General features: G+C 65.9%; 19 protein-coding genes. 14 read left to right on the forward strand and 5 right to left on the reverse strand.

The genetic code is table 11. From position 1 onward, the window contains the following. The 4 genes from GRX66_RS01055 to GRX66_RS01070 form a co-directional block, all read left to right on the forward strand. The coding region (locus tag GRX66_RS01055; protein WP_201292870.1) for a dihydrolipoamide acetyltransferase family protein at nt 1-873 on the forward strand (873 nt) is incomplete at its 5' end. Nucleotides 874-989: 116 nt separating this feature from the next. Beyond that, on the forward strand, nt 990-2,414 hold the full coding sequence (gene lpdA / locus GRX66_RS01060; RefSeq protein ID WP_159524851.1) for a dihydrolipoyl dehydrogenase: 1,425 nt from the start codon (nt 990-992) through the stop codon (nt 2,412-2,414). A gap of 61 nt (nt 2,415-2,475) precedes the next feature. Continuing rightward, nucleotides 2,476-3,414: a D-2-hydroxyacid dehydrogenase gene (locus GRX66_RS01065; RefSeq protein ID WP_159524852.1), complete on the forward strand. Its 939-nt coding sequence runs from the start codon at nt 2,476-2,478 to the stop codon at nt 3,412-3,414. Nucleotides 3,415-3,471: 57 nt separating this feature from the next. Further along, nucleotides 3,472-4,242 (forward strand): IclR family transcriptional regulator, encoded by a 771-nt coding sequence (locus tag GRX66_RS01070; RefSeq protein WP_159524853.1) that lies wholly within the window; start codon nt 3,472-3,474, stop codon nt 4,240-4,242. Nucleotides 4,243-5,156: 914 nt separating this feature from the next. On the opposite strand, the gene GRX66_RS01075 is transcribed toward GRX66_RS01070, so the two are convergent. Both GRX66_RS01075 and GRX66_RS01080 read right to left on the reverse strand, forming a co-directional pair. Continuing rightward, complete coding sequence (locus GRX66_RS01075) at nt 5,157-6,167, reverse strand: aldo/keto reductase (protein ID WP_159524854.1); 1,011 nt, start codon at nt 6,165-6,167, stop codon at nt 5,157-5,159. Nucleotides 6,168-6,376: 209 nt separating this feature from the next. Further along, nucleotides 6,377-6,802, reverse strand: coding sequence for a pyridoxamine 5'-phosphate oxidase family protein (locus GRX66_RS01080; RefSeq protein ID WP_159524855.1), 426 nt, complete (start codon nt 6,800-6,802; stop codon nt 6,377-6,379). 155 nt (nt 6,803-6,957) lie between these two features. On the opposite strand from GRX66_RS01080, the gene GRX66_RS01085 reads away from it, so the two are divergent. The 4 genes from GRX66_RS01085 (at nt 6,958) to GRX66_RS01100 (ending at nt 11,536) form a co-directional block, all read left to right on the forward strand. Continuing rightward, nucleotides 6,958-9,594 carry a cation-translocating P-type ATPase gene (locus GRX66_RS01085; protein WP_325063895.1) on the forward strand — a complete coding sequence of 879 codons (2,637 nt, stop codon included), beginning with the start codon at nt 6,958-6,960 and terminating at the stop codon, nt 9,592-9,594. Between the two features lie 98 nt (nt 9,595-9,692). Then, entirely contained in the window at nt 9,693-9,983 is a 291-nt protein-coding gene (locus GRX66_RS01090) for a DUF211 domain-containing protein (protein WP_159524856.1), read from the forward strand. 5 nt (nt 9,984-9,988) lie between these two features. Beyond that, entirely contained in the window at nt 9,989-10,570 is a 582-nt protein-coding gene (locus GRX66_RS01095) for a VIT1/CCC1 transporter family protein (protein WP_325063896.1), read from the forward strand. Between the two features lie 69 nt (nt 10,571-10,639). Then, on the forward strand, nt 10,640-11,536 hold the full coding sequence (locus GRX66_RS01100; RefSeq protein ID WP_159524857.1) for a universal stress protein: 897 nt from the start codon (nt 10,640-10,642) through the stop codon (nt 11,534-11,536). 27 nt (nt 11,537-11,563) lie between these two features. On the opposite strand, the gene GRX66_RS01105 is transcribed toward GRX66_RS01100, so the two are convergent. Together GRX66_RS01105 and GRX66_RS01110 are read right to left on the reverse strand one after the other, a co-directional pair. Further along, the gene (locus GRX66_RS01105; RefSeq protein ID WP_201292871.1) at nt 11,564-11,992 is read right to left on the reverse strand and encodes a hypothetical protein; all 429 of its coding nucleotides are present in this window, start codon (nt 11,990-11,992) and stop codon (nt 11,564-11,566) included. A 134-nt stretch (nt 11,993-12,126) separates the two neighbouring features. Next, a complete protein-coding gene (locus GRX66_RS01110; RefSeq protein ID WP_159524859.1) occupies nt 12,127-12,408 on the reverse strand; it encodes a hypothetical protein in 282 nt (93 codons plus the stop codon). 329 nt (nt 12,409-12,737) lie between these two features. On the opposite strand from GRX66_RS01110, the gene GRX66_RS01115 reads away from it, so the two are divergent. The 5 genes from GRX66_RS01115 to GRX66_RS01135 all read left to right on the forward strand — a co-directional run bounded on the left by GRX66_RS01115 (nt 12,738) and on the right by GRX66_RS01135 (nt 17,499). Next, complete coding sequence (locus GRX66_RS01115; protein ID WP_159524860.1) at nt 12,738-13,127, forward strand: winged helix-turn-helix transcriptional regulator; 390 nt, start codon at nt 12,738-12,740, stop codon at nt 13,125-13,127. 211 nt (nt 13,128-13,338) lie between these two features. Then, a complete protein-coding gene (locus GRX66_RS01120; RefSeq protein WP_159524861.1) occupies nt 13,339-15,492 on the forward strand; it encodes a plastocyanin/azurin family copper-binding protein in 2,154 nt (717 codons plus the stop codon). Nucleotides 15,493-15,678: 186 nt separating this feature from the next. Continuing rightward, a complete protein-coding gene (locus GRX66_RS01125; protein WP_159524862.1) occupies nt 15,679-15,999 on the forward strand; it encodes a DUF7853 family protein in 321 nt (106 codons plus the stop codon). 541 nt (nt 16,000-16,540) lie between these two features. Further along, nucleotides 16,541-16,987 carry a hypothetical protein gene (locus tag GRX66_RS01130; RefSeq protein WP_159524863.1) on the forward strand — a complete coding sequence of 149 codons (447 nt, stop codon included), beginning with the start codon at nt 16,541-16,543 and terminating at the stop codon, nt 16,985-16,987. Between the two features lie 29 nt (nt 16,988-17,016). Then, nucleotides 17,017-17,499 (forward strand): dihydrofolate reductase, encoded by a 483-nt coding sequence (locus tag GRX66_RS01135; protein ID WP_159524864.1) that lies wholly within the window; start codon nt 17,017-17,019, stop codon nt 17,497-17,499. Nucleotides 17,500-17,746: 247 nt separating this feature from the next. On the opposite strand, the gene GRX66_RS01140 is transcribed toward GRX66_RS01135, so the two are convergent. Then, a complete protein-coding gene (locus GRX66_RS01140) occupies nt 17,747-19,135 on the reverse strand; it encodes an FAD-binding oxidoreductase (RefSeq protein WP_159524865.1) in 1,389 nt (462 codons plus the stop codon). Between the two features lie 259 nt (nt 19,136-19,394). Between GRX66_RS01140 and GRX66_RS01145 the strand changes: the two genes are divergently transcribed. Continuing rightward, nucleotides 19,395-20,186 carry a helix-turn-helix transcriptional regulator gene (locus GRX66_RS01145; protein ID WP_159524866.1) on the forward strand — a complete coding sequence of 264 codons (792 nt, stop codon included), beginning with the start codon at nt 19,395-19,397 and terminating at the stop codon, nt 20,184-20,186. Nucleotides 20,187-20,324 lie beyond the last annotated feature (138 nt).

Consider the following 20,324-nt stretch of genomic DNA (forward strand, 5'->3'; position numbering starts at 1 on the left):
CTCGCGATGCCGGCGACCCGGCAACTCGCCCGGGAGGCCGGCGTCGACATCAACGACGTGCTGGCCAGCGAACAGCGCAGTGGCGAGGCGTACGTGACGCCCGAGGACGTCCGCACGTACGTCGAATCCGGCGAGAAAGCCGCGGAGGCCGGGGGGAGCGAGGTCGCAGCAGGGCCGTCCTCGGGGGAGCGGGTCCCCTACCGCGGTATCCGCCGCGCCATCGGAGAGCAGATGGCGCGCTCGAAGTACACCGCGCCGCACGTCTCCCACCACGACGAGTTCGACGCCACTGACCTGGTCGGCGTGCGCGAGGACCTCGCCGCGCCCGCGGAACAGGAGGGCGTCAACCTCACGTACCTCCCGTTCGTCGTGAAGGCGGTGACGCGAGCGCTCCAGGAGTTCCCGTTCCTAAACGCCAGCCTGGACGAGGACGCCGGGGAGATCGTGCTCCACGACGAGTACAATATCGGCATCGCGGTCGCGACGGACGCGGGCCTGATGGTTCCCGTCGTGAAACACGCCGACCGGAAGAGCCTCGTGGACCTCGCCGCCGAAATCGACGACCTCGCTACGCGCGCTCGCAACCGCGACCTCTCCCGCGAGGAGATGCAGGGCGGCACGTTCACCATCACGAACATCGGGGTCATCGGCGGAGAGTTCTCGTCGCCCATTATCAACCACCCCGAGGCCGCCATTCTCGCGATGGGGCCCATCGCCAAGCGGCCGTGGGTCGTCGACGACGACGTGGTCGCCCGCGAGACGATGCGGCTGTCCATCTCCGTGGACCACCGACTCGTCGACGGCGCGGACGCCGCGCAGTTCACGAACCGCATCCAGGAACTGCTCGGACAGCCATCTCGCCTGCTGCTGTAACGACGATACAGGTCCGGAGGCGCGGCTTGAACACTGTATGGCGGCATGTTCGCGGCCGCTCGCGAACGCTGGCCGGAATACGTGGACTTTTGCGAGCGGCCCGAGAAGCCAGTTCCATGGTAATGGGTGACATAGCGACCGGCACTGACGTGCTCGTCATCGGGGGCGGTCCCGGTGGGTACGTCGCGGCGATTCGGGCGGCCCAACACGACCTCGACGTGACGCTCGTCGAGAAAGACGCCTACGGGGGGACCTGCCTGAACTACGGCTGTATTCCCTCGAAGGCGTTCATCACGGCGACGGACGTCGCCCACGACGCGGGCAACGGCGGGGTCATGGGCGTCGTAGCCGACCCCGACATCGACATGGCGGCGATGGCCGAGTGGAAGGACGGCGTCGTCGACCAGTTGACGGGCGGCGTCGAGCAGCTCTGCAAGGCCAACGGCGTGAACCTCGTCGAGGGGACGGCCGCGTTCGAGGACGAACACACCGCGCGCATCGCCCACGGCGGAAGCGGGCAGGGCATGGAGACCATCGAATTCGAGCACGCAATCGTCGCGACGGGCTCGCGCCCAATCCAGGTGCCCGGGTTCGAGTTCGAGACCGACCCCGTCTGGTCCTCGCGGGACGCGCTCGCCACCGACTCCGTGCCCGACGAACTCGTCGTCGTCGGTGCCGGCTACATCGGCATGGAGCTCTCGACCACGTTCGCGAAAGCGGGTGCGGACGTCACCGTCGTAGAGATGCTCGAGGACGCGTTGCCAGGCTACGGGAGCGACCTCACCGGGGTCGTCCAGGAGCGCGCGGCCGCCCTCGGCATCGACTTCGGGTTCGGGGAAGCCGCGGCCGAATGGGAGTCCACGGAGGATGGAATCGTCGTCACGACGGAGACGGAGGACGGCGCGGAGTCGACGTACGCCGCCGACAAAGTGCTCGTGGCGGTCGGGCGGGAACCGGTCACGGACACGCTCGAACTGGAAGCAACGGGTCTCGAGCCGACCGACGGGGGCTTCCTGGAAACGGACGGTCAGGCGCGCACGGACGTCGACCACATCTACGCTGTCGGCGACGTGGCCGGCGAACCGATGCTCGCACACACGGCCAGCCAGGAGGGCGTCGTCGCCGCCGAAGTCATCGCGGGCGAGCCCGCGGCACTGGACTATCAGGCCGTGCCCAGCGTGGTGTTCACTGACCCGGAGATCGCGACCGTCGGCATGACCGAGGTCGAAGCCGCGGACGCCGGATTCGACCCGGTGGTCGGTCAGATGCCGTTCCGCGCGAACGGCCGGTCGCTCACCACCGGCAACGACGACGGATTCGTCAGGCTCGTCGCTGACGGCGACGACGAGTTCGTGCTCGGCGCGCAGATTGTCGGACCGGACGCTTCCGAACTCGTCGCCGAGGTCACGCTCGCAATCGAACTCGGCGCGACCCTCGAGGACGTCGCCCGCACGATTCACACGCATCCGACGCTCTCGGAGGCGGTGATGGAGGCCGCGGAGAACGCTCGCGGACGGGCGATCCACACGCTCAATCGATGACCTCCCGGAGCCAATCGCTGCCCTGCCAAAGAGTTAGGCCCGCTCGCGCAGACGGTAGGGTATGACAGTTCCAACGGCCGTCCAGCGACTGGCTATCGTGGCGTGGGGCGACCACCCGTGTCCGCCGACTCACCTCCGCGACCAACTCGGCGACCTCGACTGTGACGTCGTCGTCCGCGACGCGACCGACCTCGACGACTGCGACGCCGCGGTCACGGTCTACCACCACGATGAGTTCCTCGGCAGCGTCGACTGGGTGCACACGATTCGCTCCGGCTACGACGACTTCCCGCTGGACGCCTACGAGGAACGAGGAATCACGCTGACCAACAGCACGGGGATCGCTGGCGACCTCGTGGCGGAGACGGCGCTCGGCCTGATGCTCACGCAGGCCAAGGGCCTCCACCGCTACCGGGACAAGCAGCGCGACGCTGACTGGGAGCGCATCCCGTGGCAGCGCCCGTTCGAACTCGGCAGCGAATCCGTCTGCGTGGTCGGTCTCGGCGCGCTCGGATCCAGCGTCGCGACGCGGGCAGCGGCGCTCGGAATGGACGTCTGGGGCGTGGACGTCCGTCCAGTGGCCGCGCTGGGTCTCGACCGGGTGTACGACGTCGGTCGCATCCAGGCGGCCGTGGAGAACGCGCGCTTCGTCGTCCTGACGACGCCACTGCTGGAGTCGACCCGGGGCCTCGTCGACGCGGAGGTGCTGGCCGCGATGCGCGAGGACGCCTACCTGGTGAACGTGAGCCGCGGCGGAATCGTCGACCAGCCGGCGCTCGAGGCCGCGCTACGGGGCGATGAGATCGCCGGTGCGGCACTGGACGTGTTCGCGACAGAACCACTCGCGGACGAGTCCCCGCTCTGGGAGATGGACAACGTCGTGGTGACCCCGCACGCGGCAGCGCAGTCGAACAACTACGGCGAGAAGGTCGCGACGCTCGTCAGGACGAACGCTCGCATCCTCGGCAGCGACCGCGACCCCTGGAACAGAATCGTCTGACCGAATTCGGGAAATCCGAACCGAACGTTTTTCTTCCCGAACGCTGTTTGTGAGGGTATGACACAAAGCGACGCCGGGCCGAGGACGCCGGTCAAGACGGCCGAACGGACCCTCGAACTCGTGGAGTTCCTGAAGGCTGCAGACGGTGCGACGCTCTCCGAGGCGACCGACGCGGTGGACCTCCCGAAGAGCAGCGTCCACAACTACCTCAAAACGCTCGTCCACCACGGCTACGTCGTCGAGAACGACGGTACCTACGAGGTCGGTCTGCGGTTCCTCGACCTCGGCGCGTACGCTCGGACCCGGGTGCCCCTGTACCCGGTCGCCGAACCGGAACTGGAGACGGTCGCCGAGGAGACCGGCGAACTCGCGAACCTCCTCGTCGAACAGGACGGCCGCGGAACGTTCATCTACCGGAAGAAGGGCGAGAACGCCGTGAAAATCGACTCGTACAACGGTCAGCAGATCCTCCTCCACACAACCGCCATCGGGAAGGCGCTCCTTGCGAATCTGCCCGAGGACCGGGTCGAGGCCATCCTCGACCGCTACGGCCTCCCCCAGAAGACCGAGAACACGATCACGGACCGCGAGGAGCTGTTCGCTGAACTCGACAGGATTCGCTCGGAGGGGTTCTCGTACGACGACGAGGAACGAATCTCCGGTCTCAACTGCGTCGCGACGCCGATCCTCCAGGGCGACGACGTCGTCGGCGCAATCAGTGTCACCGGGCCGACGAGCCGGATGTCTCAGTCCCGCATCGACGACGAGATCAAGCAACAGCTCCGGAACGCGAAGAACATAATCGAGCTGAACCTCTCGCACGCCTGATTGCTCGCGGGGGACAGATCGCTCGAGGTGGACCGACATTCTGGAAATCCGAACGCCTCCCCGCACGAACGATTATACTCTTGTTCGAAGTGTGCAAGATAGTGGGATGGCGGGGTTGACACGTGATGTCACACCAGTACTGATGCTCGTGTTCGTATTTTACGAAGCACGGGGCGCAGGCGGGGCAGAATCGCGGAGCTATTTAAGTGTCGTCGCCCCAGGTCAGCGTTTATGTCGCCCTATCCAGGTACGGGATGGCCTGCCCATCCCTTCCATTCGGGTCACTGTACAGCGGTTCCTGGTCACCACGGGACGAGCACCGACCGAGACGAGCGTTCGCATTTCCCGAATCGACGCCCCGGAGAGCAGCACTAACTATAACAGGCGTACTTTCGTTATGCTAAGGCGGGCGCACCCGCGGCCCCCATTTAGAATAGAATTCTTATATTTTCGGCAAATACTAAAATCTCTGCTAATTCCGACGCCCTCGCCGGTTTGAAACGCGTTCGTGGCACATTCTCAGCCTGTACGGCCTTACGGTGGAGGATTACTTTTTTCAGTTTCGCTCGACTGCCTGGGGATACTGTGTTCTACGATTGCTGTTGCGGACGTACTTACGGCAATTGACAGTCAGTAAGCGATCTCTACGGATATAGTTATGATAAACTAACCAAAATTTTCTGTACTATCAGTAGATATGGGTATTTGTGGACGACTTCCGCGGTGGCGGAGCGCCGTCTCGAGGAGTGTTCACTGACGTGGTATCCCAGTCACCAGTGCCGGGGCGTCGAGGAGACGCGCGCTCGTCGTCAGGGTTGCCGGAATGAGCCGTCAAGCGAGGGGCCCGGAGGAAGACGCGCTGTGGGATTTGAGGATCGGCTTCGAGTGCGCCAGGTGGGGCTGCGTGGCCGGGCCTAGAGGCCGGCGTACGGACCGTCCTTGGCTTCGGTGAGCCGCTGCACTTGCTCTTCGCTGAGGTCGATGGCCGCCGCGCCGAGGTTCTCCTCGAGCTGGTCGACGGTCCGCGCGCCGACGATTGGCGCGGTGACGCCGTCCCGGTGCACCAGCCACGCGAGCGCGGTTTGGGCCGGCGTCGCATCCACTTCGTCGGCGACGGCGTCCAGTTCGTCGTGCACGTCGAAGTTCTCGCCCGTGAGGTAGTTCTCCTCCCAGCGCGACGACTCGCTGGCTCGCGATTCGCCGGTGAGTCCCTCGGAGCGGTCGTACTTGCCGGTCAGGAAGCCCTGGGCGAGCGGACTCCACGGGCACACCGCCAGCCCCTCGTCGCGCGCCATCTCGAGGTAGTCCCCCTCGACCTCACGGTCGACGAGGTTGTACCGCGGCTGGAGCACCGAGAACGGCTCCCAGCCCTCGCTGCGCGCGAGTTCGTTCGCCCGCGCGACCTTCCACGCGTCCGGCCGGAGCGTCGAAGCGCCGAGGTAGTGGACTTTTCCGGCTTCGACGAGGCCGTTCAGCGTCCGCATCAGCTCCCGGGTCGGCGTCTTGTCGTCCCACCGGTGGATGTAGAGGACGTCTACGTAGTCGGTGCCGAGGCGCTCGAGGATGCCGTCGATGCGGTCCCGGACGTTCTTCCGGTTCGTGCCCCAGCTGTTCGGGTCGCCGTCGCGCGTCTGCCAGAAGATCTTCGACGCGATGGTGTAGCGCTCGCGGTCGCGGTCGGACAGCCAGTCGCCGATCCACTCCTCGCTCTTCCCGCCGCCGTAGACGTCCGCCGTGTCGATGTACCGGCCGCCCGCCTCGGCGTACGCGGTCAACAGCTCTTTCGCTCGCTGTTCGCCGATTTCGAGGTTGCCGGCCTCGTTCTCGCGGCCGAACCGCCACGTCCCGAACTGGAGTTCGCTGGTCTGGAGTCCCGTCTCACCGAACTGCACGAAGTCGAGGCCCTCGTCTGGTTCGTCACTCATAGTCGTTCGTGGGTTCGGTCCCCCCGCGAAAAAGGGTTCAACAACCGGCAATCCCGCGACCGACCGACTCGTTCGAACGTGGTGCGGCCAGTCGACCGCTCAGCAGCGTGTGCAGGGAGTTCGCCGCCCGTTCGAGAGACGGAGCGGTTTTACGGTCGCAGCGGGACGACCGCCGTGTCCCCGGAGGCGTCCCCTTTCGGCGCGAATATCTATATGGTTTTCCGTCCCGTAACGGACTCCATCTCGAGTTCGTACAGCGAGAATTCGACGGTCTCGGTCGATTCACCGAACAGGCGGAACGGGGGAAACCACTCGTTGAGCGTCTTCTCGTCGACGTCCCCGTCCCACTCGGTGACCGGTCCACGAATGTGGATGCTCCAGGACTCGTCCGCTGACGCCGCGTAGCAGACGAACGTCGCGGTCTGAGTCGTCTCGAGGTACGCCACCTTCTCGCTGTCGTCGTGCTCGCTCACTCGGAGGAGAACGCGCTCGCCGTCGTAGTGATAGCTCAACGGGACCACGTACGCGTCGTCGCTGTCCGCCAACCCGAGGACGCCGTGGTTGCCGGCACGGAGCCGATTCTCGAGGTCGGACTCGCTCATTCCACTGGTGTAGACGTACTCGACGTGCTCCATGCGTAGCGCTACGTAACCGAGACACATATAGGGTCCTCGACATTCGGGGTCGGTCCGCTGCCACGAAACTACCCGCCGAGTCCCGCACCGACGGACTGCTCGGACAACGTACCTCTACACTAACTTCCAAGAGGGCGGGAGCTGTCAGTTCGAACGTGACAGAGGGTCCACATAGTCGGCCGGCCGACACGGTGCTGTCGGCCCAGGAAACGACCGCAGAGGGGTTGTCCGCCGAAGAGGCGGACCGACGGCTCGCCGAGCACGGCGAGAACGAAGTCGTCCGCGTGAGCGAACGCACACCGCTGGACATCTTCGTGGCGCAGTTCGACAGCGTCCTCATCTGGGTGCTGCTGGCCGCCGCTGCGATCTCGGTCTGGGCCGGCCACACGGTCGACGCCATCCTCATTGCCGTCATCGTCGTCGCCAACGGCCTCTTCGGGTTCGTGCAGGATTACCGCGCCGAGCAGAGCCTCGAATCGCTCCGCGACCTGACGGCGCCGACGGCGACGGTGCGGCGGGACGGCAGCGCAGTCTCGGTCGACGCGAGTGAACTCGTCCCGGGGGACGTCATCGAACTGGAGAGCGGGGCCGTCGTCCCCGCGGACGCCCGACTGCTCGAGGAGACGGACCTCGAGGTCGACGAGGCGGCGCTCACGGGGGAGAGCGTGCCGGTGTCGAAGTCCCCGGAGCCGGTCGACCCGGACGCACCGCTCGCGGAACACGCCAGTATGGTGTACAAGGGGACGAACGTGCTCCGCGGGCGGGCGACCGCCGTCGTGGCCGCGACGGGAATGGATACTGAGGTCGGCGCAATCGCGGGGGAACTCGCGGCCGCAGCGGAGACACAGACGCCGCTCCAGCGAGAACTGGACCGCCTCGGCCGCCGACTGGGGTTCGGGGTACTGGCGCTTGCCGCACTGGTCGTGCCGCTCCTGTTGCTCCGTGATACGACGCCGCTCCAGGCCGCCTTGACTGCGGTGTCACTCGGCGTTGCTGCAGTTCCGGAGGGACTGCCGGCCGTCGTGACGCTGACGCTCGCGATCGGTGTGCGAGCCATGGCGGACGAGAACGCGCTCGTCCGTCGGCTGCCCGCCGTCGAGGCCCTGGGCTCCGTCGACGTCATCTGTACCGACAAGACCGGGACGCTCACCGAGGGACAGATGACCGTCAGCGAAGTGTGGGTGAACGACGACGTCGTGGACCTCGACGAGACGGCTGACGTCGCCACCGAGCGCTCACTCGACGAGCCCGCTGATGCGTCCGGCGAGCGCTCACTCGACGAACGCGTCGGGTTGTTGTTGCGGGCCGGCGCGCTCTGCAACGACGCGACGACCGACGAGGGCGACCCGACCGAGCAGGCGCTGGTCCGCGCGGCGACAGACCACGGATTCGACGTCCAGGCGCTCCGGGACCGCACCCCGCGAACTGACGAGATTCCCTTCTCGTCGGAATCGAAGTGGATGGCGACCGTCCACGACGACGTCGCGTACGTCAAGGGCGCACCGGAGGTCATTCTCTCGAAGGCATCGAAGATAGCGACGGCGGACGGGACGAGGGAACTCACGCCGGAGACCGCCGACCGCGTGCGTGACCAGGTCAACGCGTTCGCTGACGACGCCCTCCGCGTGCTGGCTGTCGGGTACGCCGAGGACGTCTCGGACGCCGACGACGTGGCAGACAACCTCGTGTTCGGCGGTCTGGTCGGACTGATCGACCCGCCGCGCAGGGAGGTCGCGGACGCGATCGCTGCGACCGGACGGGCCGGCATCGACGTGAAGATGGTCACCGGCGACAACGTCCGCACCGCCGCTGCGATTGCGGAGACGCTCGGGATGGGGCGGGCGGTGATGGAGGGCAACGACGTCGAACAGCTGGACGACGACGAACTCGGCGAGCGAGTCGAGTCCGTCGACGTTTTCGCTCGGACCGCGCCGGAACACAAGGTGCGAATCCTGCAGGCGCTCCAGGCGAACGGCCACGTGGTCGCGATGACCGGCGACGGCGTCAACGACGCGCCGGCACTGAAGAACGCGGACATCGGCGTCGCAATGGGGGAACGCGGGACCGACGTCGCCCAGAACGCGAGCGACGTGGTGCTGCTTGACGACAACTACGCGACCATCGAGCGAGCCGTCGAGCGCGGCCGGGCCATCTTCGACAACGTCTGGAAGTTCGTCGCGTACCTGCTCAGCGCGAACATCGCGGAGGTCGCCATCGTGTTCCTGGCGTCGCTGTTCGGCTATCTCGTGTTGCCGGCGGTTCAGTTGCTGTGGATCAACCTACTCACGGACGGACTGCCCGCACTGGCGCTCGGAGCGGACCCGCAGAGCGGCGACGTGATGGACCGGCCGCCGCGAGACCCCGACCGCGGAATCGTCGACGGGCAGATGCTCGGCCTCATCGGGGGTGCGGGGAGCGTGTCGACGGTAGTCATGCTCGGGCTGTTGTTCTACACGCTCGACGGCTTGCCGGCCGTCACGCCGTACGTGATGACGATGGTGTTCACGGCGTTCGTCGCCCTCGAGTTCGAGAAGCTGTACGTGATCCGGTGGCTCCGGGAAACCCCGACGTTCTCGAATCCGTGGCTCGCGCTCTCGGTCGCCGGGTCGCTGCTGCTCCAGCTCGCCGTGCTGTACACGCCGCTGCGCCAGTACTTCGGGACGGTGTCGCTCGGGCTCGCGGACTGGGGGCTCGTCGCGGTCGTCCTCGCCGTCGCGCTACCGGGCTACGTGGCCGTCGTCGCCGCGATAAAGCGGTACCTCCCACGCGGCGGTAGTGGGGAAGCCAGTTGAGGTCCGCACTTCGGGAGGGAGGGGACCGACTGGGGAGCAGGCGGAGACCAGTTACCATCGGCACATGTTTTTACTGCCCCCGGACGAGACATCGAACCATGCCCCCAGTCCGACGCCTGGTCGTCGACGTACTGAAACCGCACGAACCGCCGCTCCTCGAGTTCACTACCAGCGTCGCCGAGACGGAGCACGTCGACGGCGTGACGTCGTCGCTCATCGAACTGGACCAGGAGGTCCAGAACGTCAAGCTGACCTTCGAGGGGACTGACCTCGACTTCGAGGCGGTCGAGGACGCCATCGAGAACCTCGGCGGGAGCGTTCACTCCGTCGACCAGGTGGCGTGTGGCGAGCAGGTCGTCACCGACCGCCGGACGCTCCAGGACGCCTGACAGCCGTGCCGTCGCTCCGCCAGCGCCTGACGCGGCTTCTCGGCCGGGAGGACGTCGTCGCGATTTCGCGGCGCTACTTCATCTCGAACGGCTTCGACGGGACGCTCACGAGTATCGGAATTGTCGTCGGCGCCGTGCTGTCGGGAGTGCCCGACGGAACCACGGTCATCAAGATCGGGGTCGGTGCGGCGGTCGGCCTCGGCACGTCCGCAGTGTGGAGCGTCTGGGAGATCGAACGCGCCGAAACCAGGGCCGAAATCCGGCGCATCGAGCGGGCGATGCTGACAGACCTCGACGACACCCGGATTCAGCGCGAGCAGAGCGGTGCCCGACTCCTGCACGCCACGCTCAGCGGACTCGGGCCGCTGATCGGAATCCTCGTGCCACTGCTTCCGTTCGCCTTCGAAGGCGCGTTCGTGACGATGCAGGAGGCCGCCCTGATCGCGGTCGGCCTGGGCGTGGGCGTACTGGGGGTGTTCGGCGCGTACATGGGTTCGATTTCCGGCCAGCGGTGGTACGTCGCCGCGGCCAGAATGGGACTCGCCGGACTGGTCGTCGCCGCCATCAACGTCGTCCTCCCCGGGTGAACACAGGAGTAGCCGGCCCCGCGCCTGCAAACAGTGAAGAGCGTGCGGTCGGAATTTCAGGACAGGAGTATGTACGAGCGGGTCCTCATCGCCGTCGACGGAAGTGACGAAGCGAAACACGCCGCGAGGCGTGGCCTCGAACTCGCGGCGAGGTTCGACGCCGCCGTGGACGTCCTCCACGTCGTCCCGGAATCCGCGCTCGGTCTCACGCGGACGGCCGACGAGCGGGCCGAACTCAGGGACCGCGGCGAATCGCTCCTGGACGAAATCGAAGCGCTCGCGTCGGAGGCCGGTCAGTCAGTCAGTACGACGCTCCTTGACGGGAAGCCAGCGCCCGCGATCTGCGAGAACGTCGCCGAACGGGATGCGGACCTGGTGGTGCTCGGACGACAGGGAATGACCGGCCTCGGGAAGCGACTGCTGGGCGGGGTCACCGAACGGGTGCTCCACCAGAGTCCCGCGCCCGTGCTGGTCGTCCCGGCGGAAGCCGAACTGACGGGCGACGACACCGAGTACTCCCGCATCCTCGTCCCGACAGACGGCAGCGAGAACGCGGAGCGAGCGACGCCTCACGCCATCGCGCTCGCGGAGACACACGACGCGAGGATTCACGCGCTGCACGTCGTCGACCTGCAGGCGGCGGGCGGCGTGTTCGACGCCGGCGGACTCGAACCGGAGTTCGTCGAACGACTCGAGGCGAGAGGACGAGCGGCCGTTTCCAGCGTCGCCGGCGACGTCGACGAATCCGGCGCCGGCGTCGACGTCGAGACAGCGGTGGAGCGCGCGACGTCGTACGACGGGACGGCTGGCGGCATCCGCTCGTACGTCGACAGCGAGGACGTCGACCTCGTCGTCATGGGCTCACACGGCCGGTCGAATCTACAGCGCCAGCTGCTGGGAAGTGTCGCTTCGACCGTGCTCAGGACCGTCGACGTTCCGGTGCTCGTCGTCGCGCGGGCACAGTGACGGGGCGGCGGTCGTCTCGCCGATCGCTCAGTGCGCCGTCGAGCCCTGCTGTGGCTGGTCACCGGGGCCGCTCCGGTACGCGAGGTACCCGACTACGACTGCCGAGAGCACGCCGACCGGGACGCCCGCGAACAGCATCGCCGACGCGAGCCCCACGGCCTGCGTCCAGACGACCGCTACGGCGAGCCCGCCACCGCCGGCGAAGCCGACTGTCGCACCGGCCAGCGTCCGGAGCCGGCGCCGCGTCTTCTCTGAGGCCTGTCCCGTCTCGCGGCGCTCACCCCAGTACGTCAGACCGAGATACGTGAGCGGCAGCGCGACTGCTCCGGCGACGAGCCCGGCCGGCACTCCGAGCATCAGGGACGGCCAGACGTACGGCGAGAGCGCTTCGGTCACGGCGACCCCGACGACGACGAAAGCGAGTATCCCGACGAGGAGACTCGCGATTGATTTCACTAATTTGTTCATATATGTTCTTCGACAGCAACGAACGTAGCACCGGTCGTTGGTTCTACATTCTTGGGAACGACGGACGTGGCGTGGTACTCGACGCGACGGTCACGCCGGGAGTACTCGACGATTCGCCGGGACTACTCTGCGGCGATTTCGTCAGCCGTTCGTTCTTCGATCTCGACAGACTCCGGGTCCGCCCGGCGCGCCCGTCGAACGGCCGCGAGGCCGGCCAGAAGCCCCGCCGCGAGCGCCCCGAGGACGAATACGGCTCGGCCTGCGGAGGGACCTCGTGACCCCTCAGCGTCTACCGCTTTGTCGTCCGGTTCCGCGGACTCGCTGGCGGCTTCACTGTCCATCACGGACGGGCCGAACTGTGCGTCGTCGAAGTGCGGTTCGAATATCGTTATCTTTGACACCATACCTCAGAGAGGCGCTCTGAGGAGATATACTAGCAGGGGGGTTCTCGTCGCCGGAGACTGCTCGAGGGGAATTGGAATCCCACGTGTGGGGGATACACAGCGGGCTGAGAGACTCGTTGAGTATGATCGGACATCGATATGAACGCACACCAGTAAGCGAAAACGTATTTCTATGCCTATTATTGAACGAGTGAGTAATCAGGGTACGTACCATTCACTGCGGTGGGTCGAGCGTAGCGGGGGGCGCGACTGCGCGTACGGGCGGATTACTCGTTGTAACCAGGTTATAACTGGTAACTATTAAGCGGCTGGCGGAAACATGCTACCACATGACTTCCGAAGAAGCGGAAGACGTCGTGGGCCAACTGGAAGTGTGGTGCGTCGGGGAGGACTGGTGCCCGGTCACGACCACGTCCTCGCTCATCGGGAAGAAGTGGCATCCCGTCATCATCCATCGCCTCCTCGAGAACGGCGAGTCCGGCTTCAACGAACTCAAAGCCGACGTCGACGGCATCTCCAGCAAGGTCCTCTCTGACAGCCTCGACGACCTCGAAGACAAGCAACTGGTGGAACGCAAGGTCATCAGCGAGAAACCCGTCCGCGTGCAGTACTCGCTCACCCAGCACGGCCAGTCACTCGAACCCGTCATCATCGCGATGCGGGACTGGGGTCTCGAGAACCTCGCCGAGCCCTCGGACCCGGAGTCTGCGGACGTCTAACGAAAAAGTTCCCTGACCGGGGTTGATCGAGCGCTCGGCTGCAGCGGTCCCTAACAGCGATAACTCGAGTCTCGGGGCGGCCCGTGTGCGATCGCGCGGGTGGCGAAGGCTCATCGACTAACCTTGGGCTCACCACGTAACTGCGGCCGTACCCAGTGAGTTCGGGGTTCGCTGAAGGTGATTAGGTCGGGTCGCGATACCCCTCGTAGGCATGCAACGGAGTGATATCAATCGTCGAACTCTCCTCAACGTTAGCGCCGCGGCCCTTCTCAGCGCGCTGGCTGGCTGTAACAGCCCCCAGAGCGCCGATGGGGAGACCACCGACGGGCAGACGACGGCCGAGGCACAGCCGACCACGCAGCAGCCGACGCAGGCGAGCGACTCGGAGTCGGTCCCCGGGGCCGACCAGCTCGGCGGTCCCGACGACCTGCAGGGGTCAGTGACCGTCGACGCGACGGTCCTCTCCTCTGACGAGGGTGCGGGGCAGAACGTCTTCACGCCCGCCGTGGTGTGGGTCGAACAGGGCGCGATCGTCACGTGGAACATCGCGGAGGGGAGTCACTCGGCGACGGCGTACCACCCCGACCACGACAAGTCGCAGCGCGTCCCCGAGGACGCCTCGCCGTTCGACTCCAAGACGCTCACCGCCGGTAACGCGTTCGAACACGCCTTCGAGACGCCGGGCGTCTACAACTACTACTGCCGGCCTCACGAGGGACTGGGCATGGTCGGACTCGTCGTCGTCGACGGCCCCCGGGGTGGGCCAGGGACGACCGCACCCGACGACGTCGAACGGAGCGCCGCCAGCGAGCAACTCGCGCACCTCCTCGACGTGGCGGGTATCGGCGACGGCGATGGCGACGGTGGGGAGGCGTCGTACGCGTGGCGCGACGCCACCTGGGACTCCTACTGGTACTCGCTGTACAACATGAGCACGAACATCGCGATGAGCGGCAACGGCGTGCGCTTCCCCCACAACGAGGACCAACAGGCGGCCTTCGACCAGCGGGTGCCGGCGATGCTCGAGGGCGCCGCCGTCGACAAGCCGCCGATCCGGAACCCGAACCTGAACATGGCAGCGTTCACGGAGGGCGACCCGCACTTCACGGAGCAACCCGTCTTCGACGCGGGCGACGGCCGCCCGGACGCGTCCACGCTCACGTGGGACGTGGAACAGTCCTCGAAGGTCGTGAGTCCGTCCTCGCTGGCGTGGACGCACCTCAAGGGCGTGACGTGGGCGAAGAACTTCCAGGAGCACTTCGAGACGCTGCCCCCGGAACTCGCCGCGAAGTTCCGCGCGCAGATACTTTCGACGCTCGCACAGATCGGCGTGAACGCGACGCTCATCGCGGGCGGGCCCGAGGGGAACGGCGCCCTAACGAAGGGCGAGTCGCTGGAACTCGTCTCGGAGTTCCGGCCCGGCGACGGCACTGTCGTCGACGACACTGCGCGGCCGAACCACCATTCGGCGATGCTGTGGTTCCTCTCGGGGCTCACAAGTCTCGCGCAGAACGACTGGTTCGGTTACGTCAACCCCGAGCCGCTGATTCCCGCGAACGAAATCCAGCAGTTGACAGACGGACTCGGGCAGGCGACGATGGCCCTGTTCGACCCGGCGGACGTCGTCGAGATGGGGTCGACGCGGGACCTCGGGCAGATGCTCGCTGCGGTCGGCTGGTTCGGCACGCAGGCCGGCAGCGAAGACCTGCAGTCCGCCGCCGTGGACTACGCGAATGCACTCGCCAGCGCGGTCGAATCCGACGTCGAATCCAGCGGCCGGATGGCCGGCGCCGGCGAGAACCAGGCCGCCGCCCAGGGCGCGGTCGTCCAGGGACTCCTGTGGGCGTCCGAACTCGACGGCGTCGACCACGCGAGTCTCGCCGAGGACACCCTCGACTACATGCTGGGCGAACTGTGGGACGACGAGGCCGGCACGTTCGCGTCCGACGTCGACGACTCCACCTATCGCATCACGTCCCGGGACGCCGGTGACGTCACCGGCGGCATCAACGCTGCGGACGTCCTGCTGGACCGCGACGTCCAGTCCACGTACGCGCGGTACTTCGACCAGACGTTCAACCGCGGCCGGCTCCAGCGCGCCGAACGGCCGCCGAGTCGCGACGAGAGCGCGGAGTTCACGCTGCCGTTGCCGCCCGCTGCGGGCGGCGAACACGGGCAGGCCGCAGTCTACAGCGACGCCGTCGAGTACGACACCGACAGCGACGAATGGTCGGTCGTCGACGACACGTTCACGACGGCGTGGGCGCTGTACACGGCGAACCAGGACATCTGGATCGGGAGCTGGGCCGGCGACTTCTACCGGGGGCGCGGCGTTCCCGGGCAGACCGACGATCCGCCGCAGTAACGCTCACTGCGTCTGGTCGGGCTGGCTTGCTGTTCGTTCGCGGGTCTCGCGGCAGACGCAGTACCCGGCTGTGTCGGCCCGCCCTCTCACTGTCCGGTTACGTGGTTTCGGCGTGGTTGCCATACGTTTACGTGCACCAGGGGCGCAGTAGTTTCTGTAGGTTAGCGACTCACGGTGGGAAACCCAATGGCCGACGGAACAACCACCGCACCCGAGTCCGAACTCGAGTTCTCGCTCGCCGAGCAGTGGGCCCTCCACAGTGCCGTTCTCGACTCCCTCGAATGCGCACTGGATGCCGAAACAGGCCCGGAGCCGGCCGTCGCTCTCGCCATTCTCGAGAAGGCCGAGAGCGACGCGTTCCGGTTCACTGCCTTCGAGTACGAGCGTATCTGCGTCCGTCTCGACGACTACGCCTCCAGCGACGATACCCCGAACGTCGACCGCGAGCCCGCCGCCGCAATCGTCGAAAGGCTCGCCCGGCAGTGTCCCTCGGATTGCCCCCGCTGACCGCGGTAATGCCTCCGCTCTCTTCTCTCCCCCCTCCCCACGGAACTTATCGGGTCGCGCACCCAGTCGTCGTCGTACCGCACCCGCGGGCGCTCGATGTCCGGCATCGGCACCGTGCACTACCACGGCAGCATCGAGATGATCGTCGACGGCGACCGCGTGGACTTCAGTCGGGACCGCTATCGACTCCAGGCGGACCCGCTTCACTTCGTGAACGCGGGCGGAACCCGATGGCACCTCCGCGCAAAGGACGTTTCGCTGGACTACGCGATGACGACGTCGGGCTTCGACGTCTCGGCCGACTCGGTGACCGACCATAGCACGACCTACCGGGACAGCGACCAGGGAACGTCAGCGACTGTCGCTGTGAACGGCGAAGCGGTCACGCCCAGCGAGTACGTCCTGCAAGACGGTGATCGGGTCCGGATTGCCGTCGACGGGGAGCGCGCCGGGACTTCCCACTCACTTCGAGCCCCACACGTACCAAACCCGCCACGCGCCCACCGAAACCTTAGTGTTGTGAGGGCTTCGCTGTCCGCGTGTGCAACGCTTCGACCGCCCGCTCGTCCACTGGCTGCTGGTCGCTGCCCTCGCGCAACTGTCCGTCCGAGCACTCGCTGGCGGCGTCGCACTTGTTGTCGACCCCTCGGGCGGGCTCGTCGGGCTCTCGACGGGCACGCTGAACGGCACCCCGTTCGCGGACTTCCTGGTTCCGGGCGTCGTGCTCGCTGTGGCGTTCTGGTTCCCTCCAGTCGTCGCGTGCTACGCCCTCCACACGGGGCGCTGGTGGGGATGGCTCGCGGCCGCGGGCGTGGCCGTCGCGCTCGTCGTGTGGGTGCTCGTGGAGGTCGCGGTCGGATTCGCTCGACCAACGGTTTACCTGAATCTCGGAACCGCCGCCGCTGTTCTCCTACTCGCCGCGCATCCGGCCGTTCGACGAGACGGACGCGGTTGTCAGTTGAGTCGGCAACCGAACGCGCGGGATTGAAGGTGGCCCGGGTCGTTCCGTTCGACACCATGGATCTCGTCTCTGTCGCCGCGGTCGCTGACAACGGCGTCATCGGCCGGGACGGCGAACTCCCCTGGCCGAGCGTCGAGGCGGACAAACGACAGTACCGCGAGCGCATCGCGGACGCGCCAGTGATTCTCGGGCGCGTCACGTTCGAGTCGATGCGCGAGAACCTTCCGGGGAACGCCCAGATCGTGTTGAGCCGCTCGCAGTCCGACTTCGGGGTCGAGTCGGCCCACCACGCGTCCGGTGTTGACGACGCGGTCGCCACGGCAGACGCGCTCGGAGCGAATCGGGCGTACGTCATCGGCGGCGCCGGCATCTACGAGCTCTTCCAGCCGCACGTCGACCGGATGGCGCTCAGCCGGATTCCGGGCGAGTACGAGGGCGACGCGTACTTCCCGGAGTGGGACCGCGACGAATGGCGGCTGACCGACCGCGAGGAATACGAAGCGTTTGTCCTCGAAGAGTGGGTCCGAGACGAGACCTGAAGTCTTCACGAACGCCGGTGGGGGACGACGGGAGCGCGACCGGAGCACTCCTGCGGGCACTCCGCCGGAGTTTGCGCACGTTTCCCCGGTACATGTACCGGAACGTTCGGAACTAACCGGGGCGAGCCTGACTCCCCCCATCCACTCGGGATCCGTCCGCGGACTCGGTGTTGTCACCGCTCTCACCGCGGCCGCGCTGCCCGACTCTCTGAAACTTGGCGCGTCGAAGAATGGAGCGATAGAGCCGTCAGTCGGCGGGCTCGATGTTCTGGTTCACGTGGAAGACGTTCTCGGGATCGTATTTCGATTTCACTTGCCGCAATCGTTCGTAGTTGTCGCCGTACGAGGCGCGAACCCGGTCTTCGCCCTCGTCCATCATGAAGTTGACATACGAGCCCGCGGCCGAATGCGGATGCACCGCCTCCCAGTACTCCGTGGCCCAGTCGGTAATCTCTTCGACGTTTGCCGGGTCCGGGTCGACGCCCGCAATGACCATCGACCAGGTCGCGTCGCGATAGCTCCATGCTGTCTCCTCCCTGTCGACACGGTGGACAGCCCCGTCGATTGGATAGAGGTGCATCGTCGACTTCGGGGTCGGCACTTCGGCAAAGCGCCGGTGTGCCGCGATGACCTCGTCGGTCAGGTCGTGCACGAAGTCACCGTTCCAGTACCACTGATCGCCCGGCGGATAGAGGTCGTCGAACATGCTCTGCAGCGCCGGATACGGCATCGGGTTGATGTGTTCGAACAGTGGTTCGGCGACGTCGCGGGCCGGCTGAAACGCAGCTTCGGCGTCATCCTCCGATCCCAAGTGGCACCACATGAGTCCGCAGACCTTCTCTCCGTGGATTGCCTCGGGGAAGGGGTCGCCGGGGACTTCGGCGACCATGTAGAACGCGTACACGTCCTCGGGAGCCTGTGGCAGCCACTGTCGATACCAGCGCATCGTGGGCTCGAGCTCGTCGATCGACCACAACATCGGCCCGGCGACCACCGTCTCCACTGGATGCAGCTCGTACTCGAAGGACGTGACCACACCGAAGTTGCCGCCGCCACCCCGCAGCGCCCAGAACAGGTCCGGATTCGCGTCCTCGCTCGCGTGAACCAATTGCCCGTCGGCCAACACGACGTCAGCGCTCACCAGATTGTCGATTGTCAGGCCGTATTTGCGCGTTAGATAGCCGTGGCCGCCGCCCAGAGTCAGGCCGCTGACACCAGTCGTTGAGATGACGCCACTGGGGGTCGCCAGCCCGAACGCGTGGGTCGCGTGGTCCACGTCGCCCCAGGTGCATCCGGGTTCGACTCGCGCGGTCTGCGCATCGGGGTCGACCCGGATGCCTGTCATCTCGGAGAGGTCGACGACGAGCCCGTCGTCGACCAGTGCCAGACCCGGACCATTGTGGCCACCGCCACGGATCGCTACCTCGAGATTCTGCTCGCGGCCGAAGTTCACGGCCGCGATCACGTCCGCAACAGTGGCGCACTGGGCGATGAGCCGCGGATACCTGTCGATCATCGCGTTGTAGATCGTCCGCTCGTCGTCGTACTCTGAATCCTCGGGGCGGAACAGTTGCCCTCGAAGCCCCTCCTGAAACTGTTCGATAGCCGGATCGTCGACATTACTTGCGGTTGACATTAGGTCTACCTCTCCGTTGACGCCTCAGCCAGCAATTCTTTCGTTTGCCACCTCAGCATCACGAGGCGCGTTAGCATGTGCGACGTGAATTAGCATGATTTCACTGGACGTACGCCGTTCACAGAATCTTCGCTGTTCACAGGGTGAACACGCCGAAGCCGAGAGCGACTTCGGCTAGATACCCCCGGTTCTTGATCACCATCTGGGCAATACGTTTCTACGCCATAGATTCGTATGGTGGTCCGGGCTATCGCTTGACATGGATGCCGCACTCGACGACGTTGCGTTTCTCGCGAACTCGGAGAACCGCGTCGCGGTCTTCGAGCTACTCGTCGAGGCGCCGCGAAGTCGTAATAAAATCAACGAGCAGGTCGATGCGTCGCGGGTCACCATCGCTCGGATCCTCGACGAGCTTGAAGCGCGCGAGTGGATCAGGCGCTCGGGACAGGAGTACCGAGCGACGCCGCTCGGCACCTGGGTGTACGACGAGTTTTCTGGCTTGGTGGCCGAGATAGCGGCCGAGCAAAGGCTACGAGGCCCCCTGCAACATTTTCCGTCCGATCTGCTGACGTTCGACGTCCGATGTCTCCGCGACGCAGAGATACTCTGTCCCGATGGGAGTGATGCGACGGCCATCGTACGACGGATCGTCGAATTTCATCGCTCTGGCGACCGGATTCGGGGTGTCGCACGCACGGTTGCGCCTGTATTCATCGAAAACCAGCGGGAGTTAACCGTGCAAGGCGACACCAGCCTCGAACTGGTCATCACCCCCGATATCCTGGATACGATCCGGGGCCATCCACCCTCAATGCGGCGCTTCCGGGACATGGTCGAGGCGGAGACCACGAGCTGGTTCGTCCACGAGGATATCCCGATTTCGGTGGGGATCGTCGACGGTGCCGTGGGAATGAACCTCACCGACGAGGACGGCGTTCTCAAAGGGGGGTTGCTGACCGATGACGACACTGTCCACTCGTGGGCAGTCGATCTCTTCGAGAGCTGTCGCGAACAAGCGAGGCCAGTGGATCCTGACGCAATCACGGCGTGACCACAGTCTGCTCCGTCGTCGAAGACTACTCCAGTTTCGAGGTCGGTGATTCGGTCTGAGCAACCGGTACGCTCCTTATGATTACGTAACTATGCCTGTAATGATATGTGGCGACGAGCGGACGTTTCTCGACCGACG

The organism is Halobacterium bonnevillei, from assembly GCF_009831555.1.
GTDB classification, from domain to species: Archaea; Halobacteriota; Halobacteria; order Halobacteriales; family Halobacteriaceae; genus Halobacterium; species Halobacterium bonnevillei.

Excerpts from the sequence above, each read along its gene's own strand:
- GRX66_RS01135 (WP_159524864.1), top strand. The coding sequence starts at position 17,017 with ATGGATCTCGTCTCTGTCGCCGCGGTCGCTGACAACGGCGTCATCGGC.
- GRX66_RS01115 (WP_159524860.1), top strand. The coding sequence starts at position 12,738 with ATGACTTCCGAAGAAGCGGAAGACGTCGTGGGCCAACTGGAAGTGTGG.
- GRX66_RS01090 (WP_159524856.1), top strand. The coding sequence starts at position 9,693 with ATGCCCCCAGTCCGACGCCTGGTCGTCGACGTACTGAAACCGCACGAA.
- GRX66_RS01080 (WP_159524855.1), bottom strand. The coding sequence starts at position 6,802 with ATGGAGCACGTCGAGTACGTCTACACCAGTGGAATGAGCGAGTCCGAC.
- GRX66_RS01120 (WP_159524861.1), top strand. The coding sequence starts at position 13,339 with ATGCAACGGAGTGATATCAATCGTCGAACTCTCCTCAACGTTAGCGCC.
- GRX66_RS01065 (WP_159524852.1), top strand. The coding sequence starts at position 2,476 with ATGACAGTTCCAACGGCCGTCCAGCGACTGGCTATCGTGGCGTGGGGC.
- GRX66_RS01100 (WP_159524857.1), top strand. The coding sequence starts at position 10,640 with ATGTACGAGCGGGTCCTCATCGCCGTCGACGGAAGTGACGAAGCGAAA.
- GRX66_RS01075 (WP_159524854.1), bottom strand. The coding sequence starts at position 6,167 with ATGAGTGACGAACCAGACGAGGGCCTCGACTTCGTGCAGTTCGGTGAG.
- lpdA (WP_159524851.1), top strand. The coding sequence starts at position 990 with ATGGTAATGGGTGACATAGCGACCGGCACTGACGTGCTCGTCATCGGG.
- GRX66_RS01070 (WP_159524853.1), top strand. The coding sequence starts at position 3,472 with ATGACACAAAGCGACGCCGGGCCGAGGACGCCGGTCAAGACGGCCGAA.
- GRX66_RS01145 (WP_159524866.1), top strand. The coding sequence starts at position 19,395 with ATGGATGCCGCACTCGACGACGTTGCGTTTCTCGCGAACTCGGAGAAC.
- GRX66_RS01110 (WP_159524859.1), bottom strand. The coding sequence starts at position 12,408 with ATGGTGTCAAAGATAACGATATTCGAACCGCACTTCGACGACGCACAG.
- GRX66_RS01125 (WP_159524862.1), top strand. The coding sequence starts at position 15,679 with ATGGCCGACGGAACAACCACCGCACCCGAGTCCGAACTCGAGTTCTCG.
- GRX66_RS01140 (WP_159524865.1), bottom strand. The coding sequence starts at position 19,135 with ATGTCAACCGCAAGTAATGTCGACGATCCGGCTATCGAACAGTTTCAG.